Below are 16,510 nucleotides of genomic sequence, written 5' to 3' on the forward strand. Positions count from 1 at the left end.
GTCTTGAAATTGCAGGTGCATCCGGTGTATTCCTGCCGTTCCAGAATCCCTACGATGGATTGATCGCTCCAGCCATACGGGTTCTTGGGCATCGGCTTTCCCTTACGACTGGCATACAGCGCCTTGGTCGTGAGAACCTGATCCCTTTCAAGAATCCTCGAAATCTGCTCCGGGCCTTTGCCGTCAATGCAGAGGTCAAAGATGCGCTTGACAATCGGGGCGGCATCCTCATCCATAATCCACTTGTCCTTGTCGTTCGGGTCGCAGCGGTAGCCATAGGGCGGTTTGCCCAGATGCTTGCCGCTGGTGCCGCGCTGACGCAGACTGGTGCGGACTTTCTTGGAGGTATCTCTTGGATACCACTCGTTAAATAAGTTGCGGATTGCGGCAAAGCCCTCACCGTCCCCGCGCTGGCTGTCCACGCCGTCGTTGACGGCAATGAAGCGCACATCGTAGCTGGGGAAGATGATGTCGATGTACTGGCCTACAGTCAGGTAATCACGACCAAAGCGAGATAGGTCTTTGCAAAGCCAGCAGCCTACCAATCCCTGCTTTACCAGTTCAAAGCCCTCCTGTACGCATCTCGCCATCCTGCGAATCCTCGTTGCTGAGGCGGCAGTAGAGTATCGTAATTTTTTGCTGATCCGTCATAACGTCCTCCTTCACGTTCGGGTCAGCCGACAGAATCGGTGTGCTTGGAATTATTACCATAGTTTTGTGTCACTATCATTAACAAGCCACCTCCCGGTCAGAAAAAATAAAAGGACTCCGGCGGGTCAAAGATCGGATCAAAGCAGCTCTCATGGTCAAAGGCCTTGCAAAGCTCAAAGACCAAATCGTCTTTCCCCTCCATCACGGCACGGTTGATTTCGTCAATGCTGATAATTTTTCCATATACGATTCCTTTCTCATAATTCTATTTCGTTTTTGCGGCTGTGCAGTTGTGTCTGCTGCCGCTCCTGCTCCAACCGCTCACGCTCTCTGCACCATGCGGTGATGGGTAGCTTGCCATCCTTGAAATACGATTTCAGCTTGCGTTCCGCCATATAAAACGTCCGCAGCGTATCGTCATGCTCCGACTTGTATTTTTGTCTGGATTTTTCAAAACGGATGCTTCCCAGCTTATCCGCAACCGGTTTTCCATCGACATAATACTGTGCCATGCGCAGCAGCTCGTCCAGTTCTTTGATGCGGGATTGCTTTTCCCCGGCAGACGCTTTCATTGCGCTGATGCTGTTCTGCATGGAATGCAGCGCGGCATCCAGATCATCGGTGGTAAAAAGCTGCTTCTCCTGCAAAAAGCGGAATGCATCCGCATACCGCTGTAAGTTGGCTGTCTTGGCCTTTGTGCTGTATGCGCCTTTATTGCGGTTATTGTAATAGGTCATCAGCAGATCGTTCAGCATAGGCGGCTGCGGCTTGGAGAGTTCTTCCTTAACCGCTTTCAGCCATTCCAGCAAAGAGGCGATTTTATTTTTTGTTTTCCGCAGCATGGCGTTGGTTTTGCGAACCCAGCGGTTGAAGTCGACCTTGTTGGTACGGATGCCCTTCGCTCCCATTGCGCGGACAGACGGCCCCTCATGGACGGTAGGAATCTGTTCAATGCCTTGACGGGCATAGCTGCGGTGGTCGATCCGGCAATCCAAACCTTTCTCCGCAAACTTCCGATTGCACAGATCAGCCCACGCCTGCCGCCAATGCTCCAAGGTTTCGGGACTGCCCCAGTCGGTGGTCGGCACAGCGTTGAACATGTAGTTGCCCACCTCATCCAGAATACGCTCACCATGCTCGTCCAACACATATTCCCGCCGCTGCTTATTGCCCCACCTGCCGTCTGACTCAATAGGATGAATCGGACACATGACATGAAAATGCGGGTTAGAAATGCCGCCGTCCTCTTTGTCTGGCGAGTGAACGGCAAAGTCCACCACCATGCCCCAATTCACAAACTGCTCCAACAAAAATTGCCTTGTAAGATCGATGTTCTCCTGCATGGAAAACTCGTTCTGCAAGGCAATGTCAAAGCTGTAGGCAATCTGTGCTTTCTTTCCGCGTTCGGCTTTTTCAACCGCATTCCAGAGCGTTTCTCGGTCTGCATACTCCGGCGGCGCATGAGATGGCAGCAGGATTTCCGAACAGATTACGTCGCCCTTGCGGGTGTAGTCGCTGATCTCGCCGTAGTATTCGCTGTGCAGCTTTTCCCCAGCACGGTAGGCGGCAGACGCCACGGCGGATTGCCCCGCGCTGCGTTTGATTTGGGTTACATGAAAATGAAATAACGCGATACTCAGCACCCCTCTTTCTGTTCCGCCCGGTTGTGTTCGTTGACCGCTGCCATGAGCAGACCTTTGACCACCGGCAGGTCAAAAACCTTTTCGGCCAAGGCATAAAACTCAGCACGTGTCAACAGCTTCGTCAGCGGAGCAATGCTTTCTATATCCGCGCTGCGGACGATCAGGTTGTGTGCGCGTTTGGTTCGGTCGCCGCGCTCATAGTAGGCGATTCGGTTTTCCAGACGCTGCTTCTTGTGCTGCTCCTGTGTAAGCTGCCGCTCAATGTTTTCTTTCTCGGCATTCAGCTCAGCAAGGTTTTTCTGTTTTGGCATGGTTAACCTCCTTCAAAATTGGTGAAATAGTTGTTCAGACTTTGCGGTGGAAATTGTCTGCGTCAGCAGATGGTTTCCGCTGCAAAGTGGGCAGGGATAGATGCGCAAGCATCGCAAGGGGGCGCGGGTCTCCGGTGGAGACCAGCCCCTTGTACGGAACAAAGTGACGCAAAACAGCCCGGACACACAACTGTCCGGGCGATAGGCTCCGCAGGACGCACATACAGGGCTTGACCATGTATAGAAGTGCGCCCTTCGTCCCGGTGGGACTTTCGGGATATTCTCGGTTCGTCAGTTTTTCTTTCGCTGCCAGACGATTTCATACCTCAGCGCGTCGGCAAGCTGAACAGCCTCTGTGTAGCGTAGGGACTCCCGCTGGAGCTTGTTGGACAGGTTGGATACGCTGTCAGACCAGCCGTGTTCGTCATGCAGCAGATCGACCACCCCCTGCATGGTCATTCCTTGACGGACGATGTACGATTTGATTTCGTTTCTCAGATTGGATTTCATCAATTTTTACCTCCGTAATTTCGTGTAGTGTGGTTTCGTATCGGTAATGCTGGTGTGCGGTGGAATAAAAAATCCTCCGTGCCGCAAATCCGCTCAGATTTCCGCCCGTGATGCCCTATTCGCAGCAGCACCCTATCAGCTTCATCGTTCTGGGCGAGGTCATGCGGAACGGTGGGATATACCACATCCCAGTGCAATGGCTTCACACTACGGTAAACCACCGGACGGTGCATTGCGTTCGGCTTACAGTGAAAATTTTCATGAATTTCACAAGGATTGATTTCAAAGTGCCTTTTTGGGCATCTCACCGCTACTCTGTACATAGTAGAATTAGGGCATTTTGCTGTGTACATACGTACCGATGGTGCAGGGCAGGCAGCATTTCACGGCATGGGCAGATTTGTTCACGATTGGGTGCGCGTCAGCTTTCCGGTACATACGTACATAGCGATTTGCTCCAATTCTCAGATATATGGGGACTGATCAGCGGCTCGATGCCCAGATACCCCCACACTCTGCGCCCGGTAGCGTTCGTGACGGTATTCGTATGCTCCAGATTGTACGTTTTCAGATTCCGCATCAAAAAATCGCTGAACGAGCGCTGCCTGATAGGTGTCAGCCCGTTTTCATCGCACCAGATTCCGTAAATGGCATACAGCTCCTTGGAGGTGACAGACATATCCGCCTTCAGCCGAATATAGCCGGTGGATTCCATAAAGTCGATGGCATTGTTGGCGTCACGCTTGACGTACTCCCGATTGTTCAGTGTCCGGGGGCTTTCCGTGAATCGGAAGCTGTTTGCCGCAAGCCGCTGCAAGCCCTCAAGCGCCCAGAGAAAAATGCCCTCGACCTCTCGCTTCATCTTCTCGGCAATGTCAGGATCGTCCACACGATTGGCAGGCTTCTCTTTTGTGGTCAGGATCAGTTGGCGGCGGTAAAAGCCGTTGCTGCGGTCGTAGAGGGATTGCAGATCGCCATTGGAGAATGCCAGCAGCCGGGCATACATCCACCCCTGATAGCTCTGGACGCTTTTGCGTTCCAGATCCATCTTATCCTGTGCGGTAACGATGGATTTGACATAGTTGGTCTGCTTCAGAGCCTCCATTTTCATATCGTCATCCACAAGAAGATGAATGTGCTCCAGATCGGCGCGGGCAAACCGGTTGTCGGAAATTTTTGCGATGCTGCCGTCCTTCATATTGCAGCCAAACAGCCGCGCCAGCACGGGACCGATTTGCGATTTTCCTTCGCCGCCCTCGCCCTTGAGGATCATCATGCGCTGCCCCTTGGTGCTGGGAACGAGGCAATAGCCGATATATTCCTGAAAGGTGGGAATGTCCTCCGGGTAGAGCAGATCGGAGAGAAAACGCAGCCAGACAACCGGCTCCTCCGCCTGCGGATTGTAAGCAATGGGAAACCGGCTGCGCACGATTTCAGAACGTCCTGCGAGAAAGCTGCCATCGATGCGGAACGTCCCGTTCTGCACATGAATCTCATCCGGCTTCGGCGGGAAGCTCTCTGCATGAGCCGCCAGCTTCATGATCTCCACGATCTTGGAAATGGCGTGCGGAATGTTTTTTTGCGGCACAGCACTCCAGTTCGGCATAGATTTTCTCGTTCAGCAGCAGCGGGTCTGTCAGCCGCCCATCCGGTGTGAAAAATGCGTTGTCCGCATAGATGAGCTTGTTCTTTGACAAAAACTCCCGGCAAAAGGCTGCCTCATTGATGTCCTTGCCGTCGAACCATGCTGGGAAATCAAGCCCTGCATACTTCTTGTTCACGCGGCGTCCCTCCCATCGATTGTTTTCTTGAGCTTGTCCAACCGACCATCTGCAAGCAGATAACTGACCACTTCGGCACGTTCATAGGAATCACCCTCGCACAGAATATCCAAGTAATACTCCACTTTATCCAGCTTGTGGCAGGCTTCTGCAAATCGTTCATCCGGCGCTTCCTCCGAAGATTGCAGCGCACAGCGTACCTTCCAGTCCCGCAGCACACGGGCATAATCTGATAGAATAGAAAAGCACAGCCACTCGTTTTCTCTGAGCTGCTGTGCTTCTGTTCGGACACGCTTTGCGTGGAGCGCCGCTGCGCTGGGCGGTTTGTCCGGTGTGAGGTGAAAGTCTGTTGCCAAACGCTGCGCCGCCTCGTAGAGCGGCAAGCCGAATAGCTTTGCGGCAAAGTCGATCACATCTCCGTGCTCCCCGCAGGCGAAGCAATAATAGTGATCGTCTGCCGCATACAGGCTGGGATGCCGGTCATTGTGGAACGGGCAAAGCGCCATGCCGCAGTGGTTGACCTCCACGCCGTACCGCTCCGCCGCCTCCCGGCAGCTTACGCCATATTTGACGTTCTGAAAACAATTCATGCGTTATCCTCCGTAAAATAGATTGGAGAGGCAGCTTTCACACCTCTCTGCCTGTTTTATGTTCGGATTCGCAAAAAGCAGGCGGATGGCATGACAAGTTCATTTAAAAAACATGACAGGTCTTTCCACGTTCATATTCTCGTGGTATAATTAAAATAGAAAAACATGACAGGAGGACGCAGCATGGCACAGGAGCTTATCCGTCACAATGTGCTGTCTCTGGATTTCTGGCAGGATACCGTAACCTACGCAGGCAGCGTCATGCCGACCGGCACGATTGGCTGTGCGGTACTGAATATCCCCGACGGAACGATTGCGCGGTTGGACCAGCCGTGCATGACCTTGAATCTGCTGCTGACCGGCATCGGGGCAAAGAATGTGGATAGGCAGCTTCTTCCAAAAGCGCAGGAGGCGGGACAGACCATCATTCATGCGCTGCATGATGTCCAACCGTTCTCCCGCTTGGACAGAAAGCAGTTTGAAGATTATCTCATGCAGGCGTTTTCCGAGGAAGCATTTACCGAGCTGAACGAGTATTTGCAGCTCCCGATGGAGCAGCAGGCAGCCAGCAATATCACAGGAGCGCATCCCTTGGCGGCGCTGCTGGTGCGCGTTATTCCAGTGCTGGGGCATTTGAGCTATTCCCTGCACCAGTACAAGAAAACTATGACGGCGTTTGCAGAATTTCTGCAAGAGAATGCCGAAATACGAACGCCTGCGGGATACGCCGCTGCATTCGGGTAGTTTTTCAAGGAAAACGTGACTCTGGAGGAAAGCAATCCCTCATGGATGGCACTGACCAATGCGACAGTGCAGTATGTCCCTGCGATCCGTCTCGGAAATACGCAGGCGCAGCTTGTCAAGCGGATGCATTTTGTATCCTTCGTTGGGATGTTCCGCGCCGATCTTTTTGAAGGTTTATGCGTCGGACACGCGCCGAGGAAATGCGCGGTCTGTGGGAAATGGTTTCTGACCACTGACGCAAGATATGCCAAGTACTGTGACGGTCTGGCTCCCGGAGACAAACGTGGGCGCACCTGCCGCCAAGTCGGGAATCTTCGTGGACGGGAGCTTGCCGCCGACCATCCCATCAAGAAAATCTATACGAAGCGGTTCAACACGATCACGCAGTATCTTGGCCGCGGCACACTCGATGAGCAGACCGCCGCCGCAATGAAAGCACTGGCAAAAAGCAAGCTGGAGAAAGCCCTGCAAGACAGCGGCTATGCGCAGGGCGGCTATGCCGCCGAGATGGAGCAGGCGGCTCTGCTGGCGGAAGCGAAGGAAACGATGGAGCGGTAATGGAACGCCATAGCGGTGGGAGGTGCAGACATGGAGGATAACCGTAACAAACTGATACCGGCACAGCTTGCGGGCTACACATGGGAGCTGTCCGGTTATGCGTCCAAAGTGCCGTTCGCCAATGAGGACAGCCTGACCATGTGCGAAGTCCGGAACGTCTTTCAGCTTGACCCGGAACCGCCGCAAATGGAGCTGAACGACTACATACGCGAAGCTGTCCGTCACAAAGACCTTGCATACTTTTCCTTCTTCCTGCACCACTTTGAAAAGCGTCTGAACAGCGTGATTTACCGGTTTCTTACCCGCAATGGCATTGACCGCTACGACCCGGCGCGGTTTCTGGACTATAAGCTGGAACTCCTGCAAATGCTGCTGTTTTGCCTGCCGAGGTTCGACCCGGCGCAGGAAACAGAATTCCTGAAATACGCAAAGCATTATATTCAGGACGGGCTGCTGTTCTGCCGTATGATGGGAGAAGTCGGTTCCTTTGCCAGTCTTGCGGAGTACCGGCGTGTGCGTCAGATCGGCGCAATCTATAACAATTCGGGTAAGAGACGCGCGGAGATAGTTTCCGCGTTTGCCGCTCAAAGCGGGTACAAGGACGATAGCGTATCTGCGGATGAGCTGCTGACTATTGCCCAGCGCAACCGCAGCATTGTTTCCCTCTACCGCACGGAGCAGGATGAGGACGGCGAAGAAACCGGCGAGGATGTGACGCGCGACGATAGCTGGAACTACGCCGAAATCCTCTGGAACGGGATTCAGGCAAAGACGGTCACGGCGGCGTTTGAGCAGCTTTCCTACAAAGAGCAATGGTATCTGGAAAAGCGGAACGCCATCTGCATGACCTGCGGGCGCGTCAGCCCCTTGTCCACGCAGTCCACCTTTGAAGATTTAGCGGTGGATTTTGAAGGAACGACAGCCAGCGGTGCGGAGCGGTTCTACCGGCGTACATTAGACAAACTGCGGCGGAAGCTGCTGGAAAGCGGTGTGATCCATACCGTGACGCTGAAACAGACCGAGCGCCGCAAGAAGGAAAAAATAGCCGCCGCTGTCTACCTGTATCAGGCAGACAACGACGGCGAATGGGACAAGCTTCGGTTGGATTTTGAAAACGGCATGGCGGAGATCGTAAAGCTGGCGGATTGGGACACGGTGAAAAGCAATATCTTTGCAAAGACGGCGATACGGTTTGTGCAGGGTTTGCCGGAGACGAGACTGCTGAAATCCGTGGTTGTGCCGTTTGAGATGGAAAGGCTGGATCTGATTTGATCATGATGGAAAGCAAAACGACGCCGTTGACAACATCTTCGGATCGTGCTACAATTTGACTGAAATGAACAATATGGTCATAAATCCAAGGAGCGTGCGCAGTGGCTTTTACAGATGAACAGAATGAACAGATCCGCAATGACCTAATCCGGGAAGCCCGGCGCTGCGGCATTACCATCGGGATGCGGAAAACCTCAGTGGAGCAGCTGACAAATTCCGTCGGTATTTCCAAGGGATCGTTTTATAAATTCTTTGATTCCAAAGAGCTGCTGTTTTTCGCTGTACTGGAGGACATTCATACCGAGTGCTTCGCGGCGGCGCAGAAGTCTTTGCAGGAAAATACAGCCTTATTGCCTGCCGACCGCACGGCAGCAGCGATCCTAGCGGTCTGCCGTTGGCTCTCCAAGACAAAAGCCTTTGTGTTCATCGAAAATGACGCGGATTTTCTCCTGCACCGACTGCCGGAGGAAGTGAAGACCGCCCACTACCACGATGGCGAGACGCACATCCGTACCCTGCTGGAGATGGGCGGCTTGCAGCCCAAGGGCGGTATGGCGCTGGCTGCCGCCACAGTGCGGGGCTTGATTTTAACCGTCTCCCATCAGGAGCAGATTGGGGTGCTTTACCCGCAGGTGCTGGAAACGCTGGTGCGGGGCGCCTGCCGGGAGCTATTTGCATAAGCGGAAAAGCCGCAGTGATGCGGCTTTTCAAAAGGGATACAGTTAGCTTATTCTAACTCGCTTGTGTCATCTGTGTGAGTTAGAGTAGTTTAACATCTCGTTGTGAGGGCGAAATCATGAGAAACAGTCAAAATTTCTGGGATAAAAACGCCGGGCGGTACGACCGCTTCATGCGAAAGGACGCCGCAGCTTATGAGCAGATGTACGAGCTGCTGCGCCCCGTGGTGCGGCACAAAACCGTGCTGGAGCTGGCCACAGGCACGGGGCTGATTGCCAAAAACATTGTAAACAGTGCCGCTCATATTGATGCCACAGACGCTTCGCCGGAGATGATCGCAGAAGCGAAGCGGGACAACCGATCCACCAAGCTGCATTTCTCCGTGCAGGATATGTTCCACCTGCCTTATGCCGACGAAAGCTTTGACGTGGTCATCGTGGCCAATGCGCTGCATATCGTGCCGGAGCCGGAAACAGCCCTCTCTGAAATTCGTCGGGTGCTGAAAGAGGACGGGATACTGGTCGCACCGACCTTTACTCATGCCGGTAATGACTTTCGTGGAAAGGGCAAAGCATTTTTCATGAAGCTGGCGGGCTTCCCTCTCCACAGCAAGTGGACAAGTCACGAATATCTGGCATTTCTCCGGGAAAACGGCTGGACGGTGCAGAAAAGCGCCGTGCTGAAAGCCTCGTTCCCGCTGACCTATGCAGAGTGCGTGAAATCGGAGGGGTGATCCATGCAGATATTGGAACACGGGCAGGCGCAGGAGCGGACGCTGCTGTTTTTCCCCTGCACGGCAGAGCCTGTATGGGCCTTTGCCGACACGATCACGCTGCTTTCTCAGAGATGGCATGTTTTTCAGGTGGTGTATGACGGCCATCAGCCGGAGTATCCCGGGGATTTCACCTCAGTCGAGCAGACCGTGGATGAGGTGATCTCTTACCTGAAAAGCCGCGGCATCTCACAACTGGACGGAGCATATGGCTGCTCCATGGGTGGTGCCTGCCTGACCCGTATGTTGGCATTGGGGAAAATGCCCATCGACCGAGCCATCATCGACGGCGGGATCATCCCTTATCAGCTGCCCTACCCGGTGCGAAAGCTGCTGCTTTGGCGGGATATTGTGTCCTTTAAAATGGCGGCGAACAGCCGAAAAATTCTGGAAGCGGCCTTTCCGCCGGAACGGTTCACCCCCGCAGGGCACGACCCCAAAAAGGAGTACGACGCCATGGAAGCCTATCTCAAAACCTTTTCCGATCGGACGATCCGCAATGTATTCTGGTCTGCCAACAACTATGCGCTTCCGAAGCGCTCCGCTAAAATCGGTGCGAAAATCACCTACTGGTACGGCGACGATGAAAAGAAGGATCGCAGGCGGGATATCCGGTTCATCAAGCGCTATTTTCCTAAGGCGCGCATCCATGGCATCCCCAAGATGGCCCATGCGGAGCTGGTGATGGTACACCCGGAAAAATTCTGCCGGTATGCGGAAAAATTTCTGACTATGCAAGCGGAGGAAAGATGATATGAGAGAAAAGATCAAACTCTCCGGCGTGCCGGAGACTATGCTGCAAACCATTTACGCAAGGGCGAAGGAGAGCCGGGGACGCGGCGCGATTCACGATGCAAAAGCGGAAGAACTCATCGAAAAGCTGGACTACGATTTTTCCCTTGCGGACAAGGATACAGCCATGCACAGCGGCGTTATCACCCGCACCATCGTGCTCGACCGGATGACGAAGAAATGGCTTGCGTCGCACCCCGGCGCGGTGGTGGTCAACATCGCCTGCGGGCTGGATACCCGGTGCTATCGGATGGCAAGTTATGCGCATTGGTATAACCTGGACCTTCCGGAGGCCATGGCCGTGCGTGAGAAGCTGCTGCCGGAAAGCGGCACGATTTCGCAGATCGCCATGTCTGCCATGGACGATTGGGGCAGCAAAATCAGCGAGCAGAATGCGCCGGTGCTGATCGTCATCGAGGGGCTGACTATGTACCTGTCAGAAGCGGATGTGCAGCGCATTTTCACGGTGATTTCCCGCCGATTTGAGAAAGCCACAGTCTTTGTGGAAACCATGAATCCTGCGATGGCGCGGCACTTCAAGGAGAAATCCATTGACGCAAGCAATGCAAAATTCAACTGGGGAATCAAGAATGGGAAAGCACTTGCCGAACTGCTGTCGGATTTTGGATTCGTGGAGGAGCACAGCTTAACCGAGGGCATGGCGGCATTCGCACCGATCTATAAACTGCTGGAAAAGCTGCCCGCCGTGCGGAATATTTCCAATAAGATCATTGTGGTGGAAAAGGAGTGATGGGTGATGTCCTTTTTTGAGAACACCAGAAAGCCAACCGGTTTTGGTGGAAAAGTCATGGTGAACCTGATGAATCTGTGCCATGCGCCCCTTGCGGATTGGGGCATGAAATTCCTGCCGCTTTTATCAGATGCAAAGGTGCTGGACTGCGGCTGCGGTGGCGGTGCGAACATGAAAAGGCTGCTGAAAAAATACCCGCAGGGGATCGTGAAGGGCATCGACTATTCGCCCGTCAGCGTGGAGAAGACGAAAAAGGTCAACGAGACCGCCATCGCGGAGGGGCGCTGTGCCGTCCTGCAAGGCAGTGTGGCGGATATGATCTTCGCAGATGACTGGTTCGATGCGGTCACCGCTTTTGAGACAGTCTACTTCTGGCCGAATCTGCCGCAATGTTTTCGGGTGATTTATCGGGTGCTGAAGCCCGGCGGAACCTTTCTCATCTGCAACGAGAGCAGTGGCGACACGGACAAGGATGAGAAGTGGACGGAGATTATCGGCGGTATGACCATATACAGCGGCGATGAGCTGAAAACATTTCTGGAAAACGCTGAATTCTGCAATGTTCAAATCCATAAAAACAAAATTGGCTGGCTCTGCGTGACAGGACAGAAGCGGGAGGAATAAGGAATGCTGCTGCAAACGATTCTGGAAGGACTGGGGCTGGGGGCGCTGCTGGTTTTGGTGTGCGCCATCGGCATCCACAAGGGCGCTGTCGGCATGGTGCATTTGTATGACTCGAAGGTACAGGAACGGTGCGTTGCGCTGGGTCTGACCACAAAGGAAAAGATCAAGCAAAACTCGCTGCGCTTCAAGCTGATCTGCGTTCCGGGATATCTTGCTTATGTGCTCATTTTCGTGTATGCCATCAATGGTGCGCAGACTTTTGGGGGCGGTTTCTGGCAGTGCTTTGTAATCCTGTCTGTGATGAATCTCATCGACCGGCTTGGCATCGACGGCTATTGGGTCGGACACACCAAGGCGTGGGTAATACCGGGGACAGAGGATCTGATGCCGTACATCTCGAAAGCAGACAAGCAGAAGAAATGGCTGTTCGGAACACTGGGAATGGCCATGATTTCCCTGCTCCTTGCGGGAATCGGAATGCTGCTGTAAGGAGGAAATACCGATGTCAAAGAAAGCCACCGAGTTTCAGAAAAGAGAAATGAGCAAGATGTACCGCGGCAAGGAAATATTCAAGCCGCTGAACACTGGCTGGGTGGATGAGCGCGTGGCCTGCGTGCGGGAGTGGGTGGCGAACATCTTCTTCTACCGCAAGGGCGGCACCACCATCATGATTGACGCCGGGTATAACTACGACCGGCTGGCAGAAAAAATGGGCTGGCTGGGCATCGACCCGCAGTCCGTCCGGCACATCCTCATCACTCATCAGGACACCGACCACGTGGGCGCGGTGGAGGCAGACAGCCCCGGTTTGTTCCGGAGCGCAAAGCTCTATATCGGCGAGATTGAAAACCGGTATCTCACCGGCGAGGTGCGGCGAAAAGTCATATACCATCTCTATAAATTGCCGCAGGTCACAATTAACAACGAAAAGGTGCTGCTGCATGACGGCGAGACTTTCGAGATTGACGGTATCAAAATTGAGTGCTTCCTTGTCCCCGGTCACACATGGGGTCATATGGTCTATCTCATTGACGACAAATATCTCTTCACCGGCGACACTCTCTGGTTCGGCGCGGACGGCGGCTACAGCTTCATTTCCTCTCTGGCAGAAAGCAACAAACTGGCGGTAAAGTCGCTGGCGGCGCTGGAGCAGAAGCTGCAAAGCCGTGACCTGCATCCGCTGTTTCTCACCGGTCACACCGGCTGGACGGACAACTTCGAGTTCGCCTTTGCCCATAAGGACAAGCTTTGCTCACCGTTCCGAAAGCGGGTTCCCGACCCCACCGCGCCTTATGACGCTTATGATGAATCGGATGACACGGAAAAAATGGCAAAGAGTGGGTTCCTGAAGAGGGTGGGAAGATGAAGGTTTATTCCTTCGGCGCAGAAAATGCCCCGGTCATCCTACTGCTTCCCGGCACCTGCTGCCACTGGAAGGGCAATTTTGGACGGGTCATTCCGCTGCTGTCGGACAGGTATCGCGTTCTCTGCGTCAGCTACGATGGTTTCGATGAAACGGAACATACCGAGTTTCCCACTATGCTGGAGGAAACAGAGAAAATAGAATCTTACATTCAGAAACATTGCGATGGACATATCTGGGCGAGCTATGGCTGCTCGCTGGGCGGCTCTTTTGTGGGGCTGCTGGCGGCGCGGCAGAATATTCATATGGATTACGGAATTCTCGGCAGCTCTGATCTTGACCAAGCATCTCCCATTGCGGCAAAGCTGCAAACAAATCTGCTCCTACCGCTGATTTATCCGCTTATTCGAGACGGACGGTTCAAGAGTCGATTGCTGCAAAAACGCCTCACGCAGCGAAAGTCGGAAATGGGCGGTTATGTGCAAGCGTTCATGGAGATGCTCAGCGGCGCACGACCTTATGTGACCGTGCAGAGCTGCAAGAATCAGTTCTATTCCGACCTTGTCACCCCGCTGCCGGACAAGATCAACGTTCCGGGAACAGAGATTCATATTTTCTATGCGCTCAAAATGGGTGAGAAATACCGCGAGCGCTATGAACGGCACTTTGCAAACCCAGCCATTCATGAGCAGGACTTGCAGCACGAGGAGCTGCTGGCCTGTTATCCGGAGCGCTGGGTGCAGTTGGTGAAGGATATCATGGAGGGAAAGCGATGAAGCATCAGCACTTTGATGTGGAGACCGCCGGCTTTTACGGCGCGTACTGGGCGTGTGCCGACGGATCGGACTGCGCGGTCATTGCGATGATTGGTGACGATCCGGAGGATCGGCTTGCGCGTTCAGCTGTGAAATGGCTCTGCGGGCGGGGCGTAAATGTGCTCACCATGTCGCCTGCGAAAAAGGATTACGGCCATCATAATTATCCGCTGGAGCGTGTGGAGACGGCCATTTCGTGGCTGAAAGCCAACGGCAACCATAAAATTGGCATTGCCGGTGCTTCGACTACGGGAACGCTCGCGCTGACAGCGGCTGCCATGTTCCCGGATGTTACCCTGACCATTGCCATGACGCCCAGCGATTTTGTGTGGCAGGGTTTCATGCAGGGCAAAAGGGACGGCTGCAAGGAATGGCCGGTCGAGGGCGAGTCGCTGTTCTCCTACCGGGGCAAGCCGCTGCCCTATATGCCGTTTTGCTATCAGCATCCCGACTATTGGCACTGTGTCGCCGCAGAGAGCAAGCGCACTGGTGATATGGTTAACTCCCGCAAGCTGTTTGACGATTCCGAGGTGATGCATCCGATCGAGCCGGAGGAATATATTCCTGTTGAAAACATCCGGGGAAAGCTGCTGCTGATCGGCGCGGAGGACGATGCGCTGTGGGATACCGCAAAGTATATCCGCCGTATGAAAAAGCGCCTTGCGGAAAAGCCGCATGAATGCGAGATTGAAACAATGGTTTATGCTCACGGCACCCACTTTGTCTTTCCGGAGGGGATGCTGAAAATCATGCTGCCGGTTGGCTCCGGTCTGTTTGTAAAGTTGGCGTTTCAGGCAGCAAAGAAATATCCCAAGGAATGCCGCCAGACCCGGATAGACATCGAGAAGCGGATGAACCGGACTCTGGCAGAATGGAAAGGAGCGAAGTGAGATGCGTTGGATGGGAATGCCCCTAGCCATATGGGTAGTGTTTGCGAAGTCCTTTCAAGCGCAGCTGACGGCGGTACTGGGCTATGACCCGGACACCGCACGTAAGATCACGGAAAAGGCCAAGCCGAAGTACCGTGAGATCATCGCAAAGCTGCCCGAATTTGAAAAAGGTGATCGGTTCAGCATGAACATCATTGGCTGCGCCATGCTGGGGGCGTTTGTCCTCTCCATGCCGCGCCGTCCCGATGTGGAAAGCCTTACCGACTACTATGAGAAAGCGCAGATGACGCCGCTGATGAAATGGTTCTGCCGCCAAAGCGGCAAGTCGAAGTTCACGCCCAAGGATATTGCCGCCATGAAAGCCACCGCCGCCCGGAAGGCGGCTGACCGCAACCCCTACTCGTGGAATATGGACTTTTACGAGTATCCCGACGGCAGCGGTTATGAGGGGCGCTTCACGAAATGCGGCATCTGCACGCTGATGCAGGAGCTGGGGCTTTATGACCTGACACCCGCCATGTGTCATTTGGACTACGCCATGAGCGAGGCGGGCGGCGTGACGAATTTTGTGCGGCAGTACACGCTGGCCTCCGGCGACCCTTACTGCGACTGCGGATATCAAAAGAAACGAGTGTGAGGTGGCGGAGTATTGAAATATTTTGAGTTCGGACAAGAGTACCCGGAACTGATGGTGATGCCCCACGGCGGCGTATGCTATCGCGGCGCACTGCCGGTGGCGGAGGAAATGGCAAAGACCTATGGCAGGCGCTGGAGGCAGAGTGTGGGAATTACTTGCAGGGAGGGGGAAAACCATGAACTATAAAATCGAGAAAAACACTGTACAGGAAACGCTGATCATCCCACTCTATACACGGAAAATGTGCGCAGAGGTATATCCAAGCCTCTATCGGGACGAAACGGCACTGCGGCTGGTGAATGCGGTGGACTATAATTTTTCGGCGCTTCAGAAGAAATCCCACAGACTCATGCAGCGGTTTGGCTTTTTAGAGGTTGCCATGCGGCAGAACGACCTTGCCTTCGAGGTGCGGGAGTATCTGAAAAGTCATCCCAATGCGGCGGTGGTGAATCTCGGCTGCGGGTTGGACCGCACAGGTCGGGCTTGCGATAACGGTAAGTGCAAGCTCTACAATCTGGACTTTCCTGACGTCATCGCTGTGCGCAACGAGCTACTCCCGGCCAGGGATCGGGAGGAAAACATCCCCTGCGACCTCAACGATACATCGTGGTTTGAGAGAATCGACGCCTCCGGCGGTGCGGTCTTCTTTGCTGCGGGAGTGTTCTACTATTTCCTAAAGGAGCAGGTAAAAACACTGGTACGTGCTATGGCAGACGCTTTTCCGGGCGCTGTACTGGCGTTCGATGCCGCCAATGAGAAGGCAGTAAAGCTGATGCTGAAAACATGGCTGAAGGATGCGGAAATCAAGGATGTCGGCGCGTACTTCGCCGTTTCGGACGCCAAGCGCGAGATCGGTGCATGGGACAGTCGCCTGCATATCGCCAGCCGGGGCTATATGCTGGGCTACCACGACCTGAAAGACCCGTCCGTCAGCGGATTTTTCCGCTTTCTTGCAAGGGTCGGTGACGGAGTGATGAATATGCAGATCGTGAAGATTGGATTTGAACAAACAATATAGGAAACAAAACGGAATAGTTTGAAAGCACAAATCATGTTAGAATATCCGGCAGTTAGAGAACGCTAACCAAAGAACTTCAGGAGGTACCGTATGAAAAAGAAATTTGCTGC

Annotated in this window: 19 protein-coding genes and 2 pseudogenes; 15 read left to right on the forward strand and 6 right to left on the reverse strand. The window is 53.8% G+C overall.

Features of this window, described 5'->3' with window-relative positions; genetic code table 11:
• The 6 genes and pseudogenes from DW806_RS10275 to DW806_RS10305 all read right to left on the reverse strand — a co-directional run.
• A partial coding sequence (locus tag DW806_RS10275) for a recombinase family protein (protein ID WP_243022710.1) occupies positions 1-590 on the reverse strand: 590 nt, incomplete at its 3' end.
• A gap of 734 nt (positions 591-1,324) precedes the next feature.
• A pseudogene (gene mobQ, locus DW806_RS15735) lies at positions 1,325-2,285 on the reverse strand (MobQ family relaxase); the annotation flags it as partial.
• Positions 2,286-2,287: 2 nt separating this feature from the next.
• Entirely contained in the window at positions 2,288-2,605 is a 318-nt protein-coding gene (locus tag DW806_RS10285; RefSeq protein ID WP_118729890.1) for a DUF3847 domain-containing protein, read from the reverse strand.
• Between the two features lie 291 nt (positions 2,606-2,896).
• Complete coding sequence (locus DW806_RS10290; protein WP_118729891.1) at positions 2,897-3,115, reverse strand: LLM class flavin-dependent oxidoreductase; 219 nt, start codon at positions 3,113-3,115, stop codon at positions 2,897-2,899.
• A 421-nt stretch (positions 3,116-3,536) separates the two neighbouring features.
• Positions 3,537-4,896: pseudogene (locus tag DW806_RS10300) on the reverse strand (DNA primase family protein).
• Entirely contained in the window at positions 4,893-5,486 is a 594-nt protein-coding gene (locus tag DW806_RS10305; RefSeq protein WP_118729893.1) for a CHC2 zinc finger domain-containing protein, read from the reverse strand. The pseudogene DW806_RS10300 and the gene DW806_RS10305 overlap by 4 nt, the downstream one beginning before the upstream one ends.
• A gap of 183 nt (positions 5,487-5,669) precedes the next feature.
• Here DW806_RS10305 and DW806_RS15740 point away from each other — a divergent pair, with 183 nt between their 5' ends.
• The 15 genes from DW806_RS15740 to DW806_RS10375 all read left to right on the forward strand — a co-directional run bounded on the left by DW806_RS15740 (position 5,670) and on the right by DW806_RS10375 (position 16,400).
• Entirely contained in the window at positions 5,670-6,230 is a 561-nt protein-coding gene (locus DW806_RS15740) for a hypothetical protein (protein WP_243022712.1), read from the forward strand.
• A gap of 45 nt (positions 6,231-6,275) precedes the next feature.
• Complete coding sequence (locus DW806_RS15745; protein WP_243022713.1) at positions 6,276-6,788, forward strand: DUF6076 domain-containing protein; 513 nt, start codon at positions 6,276-6,278, stop codon at positions 6,786-6,788.
• Between the two features lie 30 nt (positions 6,789-6,818).
• Entirely contained in the window at positions 6,819-8,060 is a 1,242-nt protein-coding gene (locus tag DW806_RS15450) for a hypothetical protein (protein WP_199677302.1), read from the forward strand.
• 101 nt (positions 8,061-8,161) lie between these two features.
• Complete coding sequence (locus DW806_RS10325; RefSeq protein WP_118729896.1) at positions 8,162-8,740, forward strand: TetR/AcrR family transcriptional regulator; 579 nt, start codon at positions 8,162-8,164, stop codon at positions 8,738-8,740.
• A gap of 116 nt (positions 8,741-8,856) precedes the next feature.
• Complete coding sequence (locus DW806_RS10330) at positions 8,857-9,471, forward strand: class I SAM-dependent methyltransferase (protein ID WP_118729897.1); 615 nt, start codon at positions 8,857-8,859, stop codon at positions 9,469-9,471.
• 3 nt (positions 9,472-9,474) lie between these two features.
• Positions 9,475-10,263: an alpha/beta fold hydrolase gene (locus DW806_RS10335; protein ID WP_118729898.1), complete on the forward strand. Its 789-nt coding sequence runs from the start codon at positions 9,475-9,477 to the stop codon at positions 10,261-10,263.
• Between the two features lies 1 nt (position 10,264).
• Positions 10,265-11,053, forward strand: coding sequence for a class I SAM-dependent methyltransferase (locus DW806_RS10340; RefSeq protein WP_118729899.1), 789 nt, complete (start codon positions 10,265-10,267; stop codon positions 11,051-11,053).
• A 6-nt stretch (positions 11,054-11,059) separates the two neighbouring features.
• Positions 11,060-11,677, forward strand: coding sequence for a class I SAM-dependent methyltransferase (locus DW806_RS10345; protein WP_118729900.1), 618 nt, complete (start codon positions 11,060-11,062; stop codon positions 11,675-11,677).
• Between the two features lie 3 nt (positions 11,678-11,680).
• Entirely contained in the window at positions 11,681-12,166 is a 486-nt protein-coding gene (locus tag DW806_RS10350; protein WP_118729901.1) for a hypothetical protein, read from the forward strand.
• Positions 12,167-12,179: 13 nt separating this feature from the next.
• On the forward strand, positions 12,180-13,043 hold the full coding sequence (locus DW806_RS10355; protein ID WP_118729902.1) for an MBL fold metallo-hydrolase: 864 nt from the start codon (positions 12,180-12,182) through the stop codon (positions 13,041-13,043).
• Entirely contained in the window at positions 13,040-13,816 is a 777-nt protein-coding gene (locus DW806_RS10360; RefSeq protein ID WP_118729903.1) for an alpha/beta fold hydrolase, read from the forward strand. The genes DW806_RS10355 and DW806_RS10360 overlap by 4 nt, the downstream gene beginning before the upstream one ends.
• Entirely contained in the window at positions 13,813-14,745 is a 933-nt protein-coding gene (locus DW806_RS10365) for an acyl-CoA thioester hydrolase/BAAT C-terminal domain-containing protein (RefSeq protein ID WP_118729904.1), read from the forward strand. Before DW806_RS10360 ends, DW806_RS10365 begins: the two co-directional genes overlap by 4 nt.
• 1 nt (position 14,746) lies before the next feature.
• Positions 14,747-15,382, forward strand: a complete 636-nt coding sequence (locus DW806_RS10370; RefSeq protein ID WP_118729905.1) for an L-2-amino-thiazoline-4-carboxylic acid hydrolase — start codon at positions 14,747-14,749, stop codon at positions 15,380-15,382.
• A 12-nt stretch (positions 15,383-15,394) separates the two neighbouring features.
• The gene (locus tag DW806_RS15225) at positions 15,395-15,568 is read left to right on the forward strand and encodes a hypothetical protein (protein WP_158578350.1); all 174 of its coding nucleotides are present in this window, start codon (positions 15,395-15,397) and stop codon (positions 15,566-15,568) included.
• Entirely contained in the window at positions 15,558-16,400 is an 843-nt protein-coding gene (locus DW806_RS10375; protein ID WP_118729906.1) for a class I SAM-dependent methyltransferase, read from the forward strand. Before DW806_RS15225 ends, DW806_RS10375 begins: the two co-directional genes overlap by 11 nt.
• Positions 16,401-16,510: the final 110 nt, after the last annotated feature.

Source organism: Butyricicoccus sp. AM32-19 (assembly GCF_003480365.1).
GTDB classification, from domain to species: Bacteria; Bacillota; Clostridia; order Oscillospirales; family Butyricicoccaceae; genus Agathobaculum; species Agathobaculum butyriciproducens.

What these genes read in the sequence shown, in the direction of transcription:
- DW806_RS10340 (WP_118729899.1), top strand. Translation starts at nt 10,265, where the DNA reads ATGAGAGAAAAGATCAAACTCTCCGGCGTGCCGGAGACTATGCTGCAA.
- DW806_RS10330 (WP_118729897.1), top strand. Translation starts at nt 8,857, where the DNA reads ATGAGAAACAGTCAAAATTTCTGGGATAAAAACGCCGGGCGGTACGAC.
- DW806_RS10375 (WP_118729906.1), top strand. Translation starts at nt 15,558, where the DNA reads ATGAACTATAAAATCGAGAAAAACACTGTACAGGAAACGCTGATCATC.
- DW806_RS10345 (WP_118729900.1), top strand. Translation starts at nt 11,060, where the DNA reads ATGTCCTTTTTTGAGAACACCAGAAAGCCAACCGGTTTTGGTGGAAAA.
- DW806_RS10305 (WP_118729893.1), bottom strand. Translation starts at nt 5,486, where the DNA reads ATGAATTGTTTTCAGAACGTCAAATATGGCGTAAGCTGCCGGGAGGCG.
- DW806_RS10335 (WP_118729898.1), top strand. Translation starts at nt 9,475, where the DNA reads ATGCAGATATTGGAACACGGGCAGGCGCAGGAGCGGACGCTGCTGTTT.
- DW806_RS10285 (WP_118729890.1), bottom strand. Translation starts at nt 2,605, where the DNA reads ATGCCAAAACAGAAAAACCTTGCTGAGCTGAATGCCGAGAAAGAAAAC.
- DW806_RS10355 (WP_118729902.1), top strand. Translation starts at nt 12,180, where the DNA reads ATGTCAAAGAAAGCCACCGAGTTTCAGAAAAGAGAAATGAGCAAGATG.
- DW806_RS10365 (WP_118729904.1), top strand. Translation starts at nt 13,813, where the DNA reads ATGAAGCATCAGCACTTTGATGTGGAGACCGCCGGCTTTTACGGCGCG.
- DW806_RS10350 (WP_118729901.1), top strand. Translation starts at nt 11,681, where the DNA reads ATGCTGCTGCAAACGATTCTGGAAGGACTGGGGCTGGGGGCGCTGCTG.
- DW806_RS10370 (WP_118729905.1), top strand. Translation starts at nt 14,747, where the DNA reads ATGCGTTGGATGGGAATGCCCCTAGCCATATGGGTAGTGTTTGCGAAG.
- DW806_RS10360 (WP_118729903.1), top strand. Translation starts at nt 13,040, where the DNA reads ATGAAGGTTTATTCCTTCGGCGCAGAAAATGCCCCGGTCATCCTACTG.
- DW806_RS15740 (WP_243022712.1), top strand. Translation starts at nt 5,670, where the DNA reads ATGGCACAGGAGCTTATCCGTCACAATGTGCTGTCTCTGGATTTCTGG.
- DW806_RS15745 (WP_243022713.1), top strand. Translation starts at nt 6,276, where the DNA reads ATGGCACTGACCAATGCGACAGTGCAGTATGTCCCTGCGATCCGTCTC.
- DW806_RS15450 (WP_199677302.1), top strand. Translation starts at nt 6,819, where the DNA reads ATGGAGGATAACCGTAACAAACTGATACCGGCACAGCTTGCGGGCTAC.
- DW806_RS10290 (WP_118729891.1), bottom strand. Translation starts at nt 3,115, where the DNA reads ATGAAATCCAATCTGAGAAACGAAATCAAATCGTACATCGTCCGTCAA.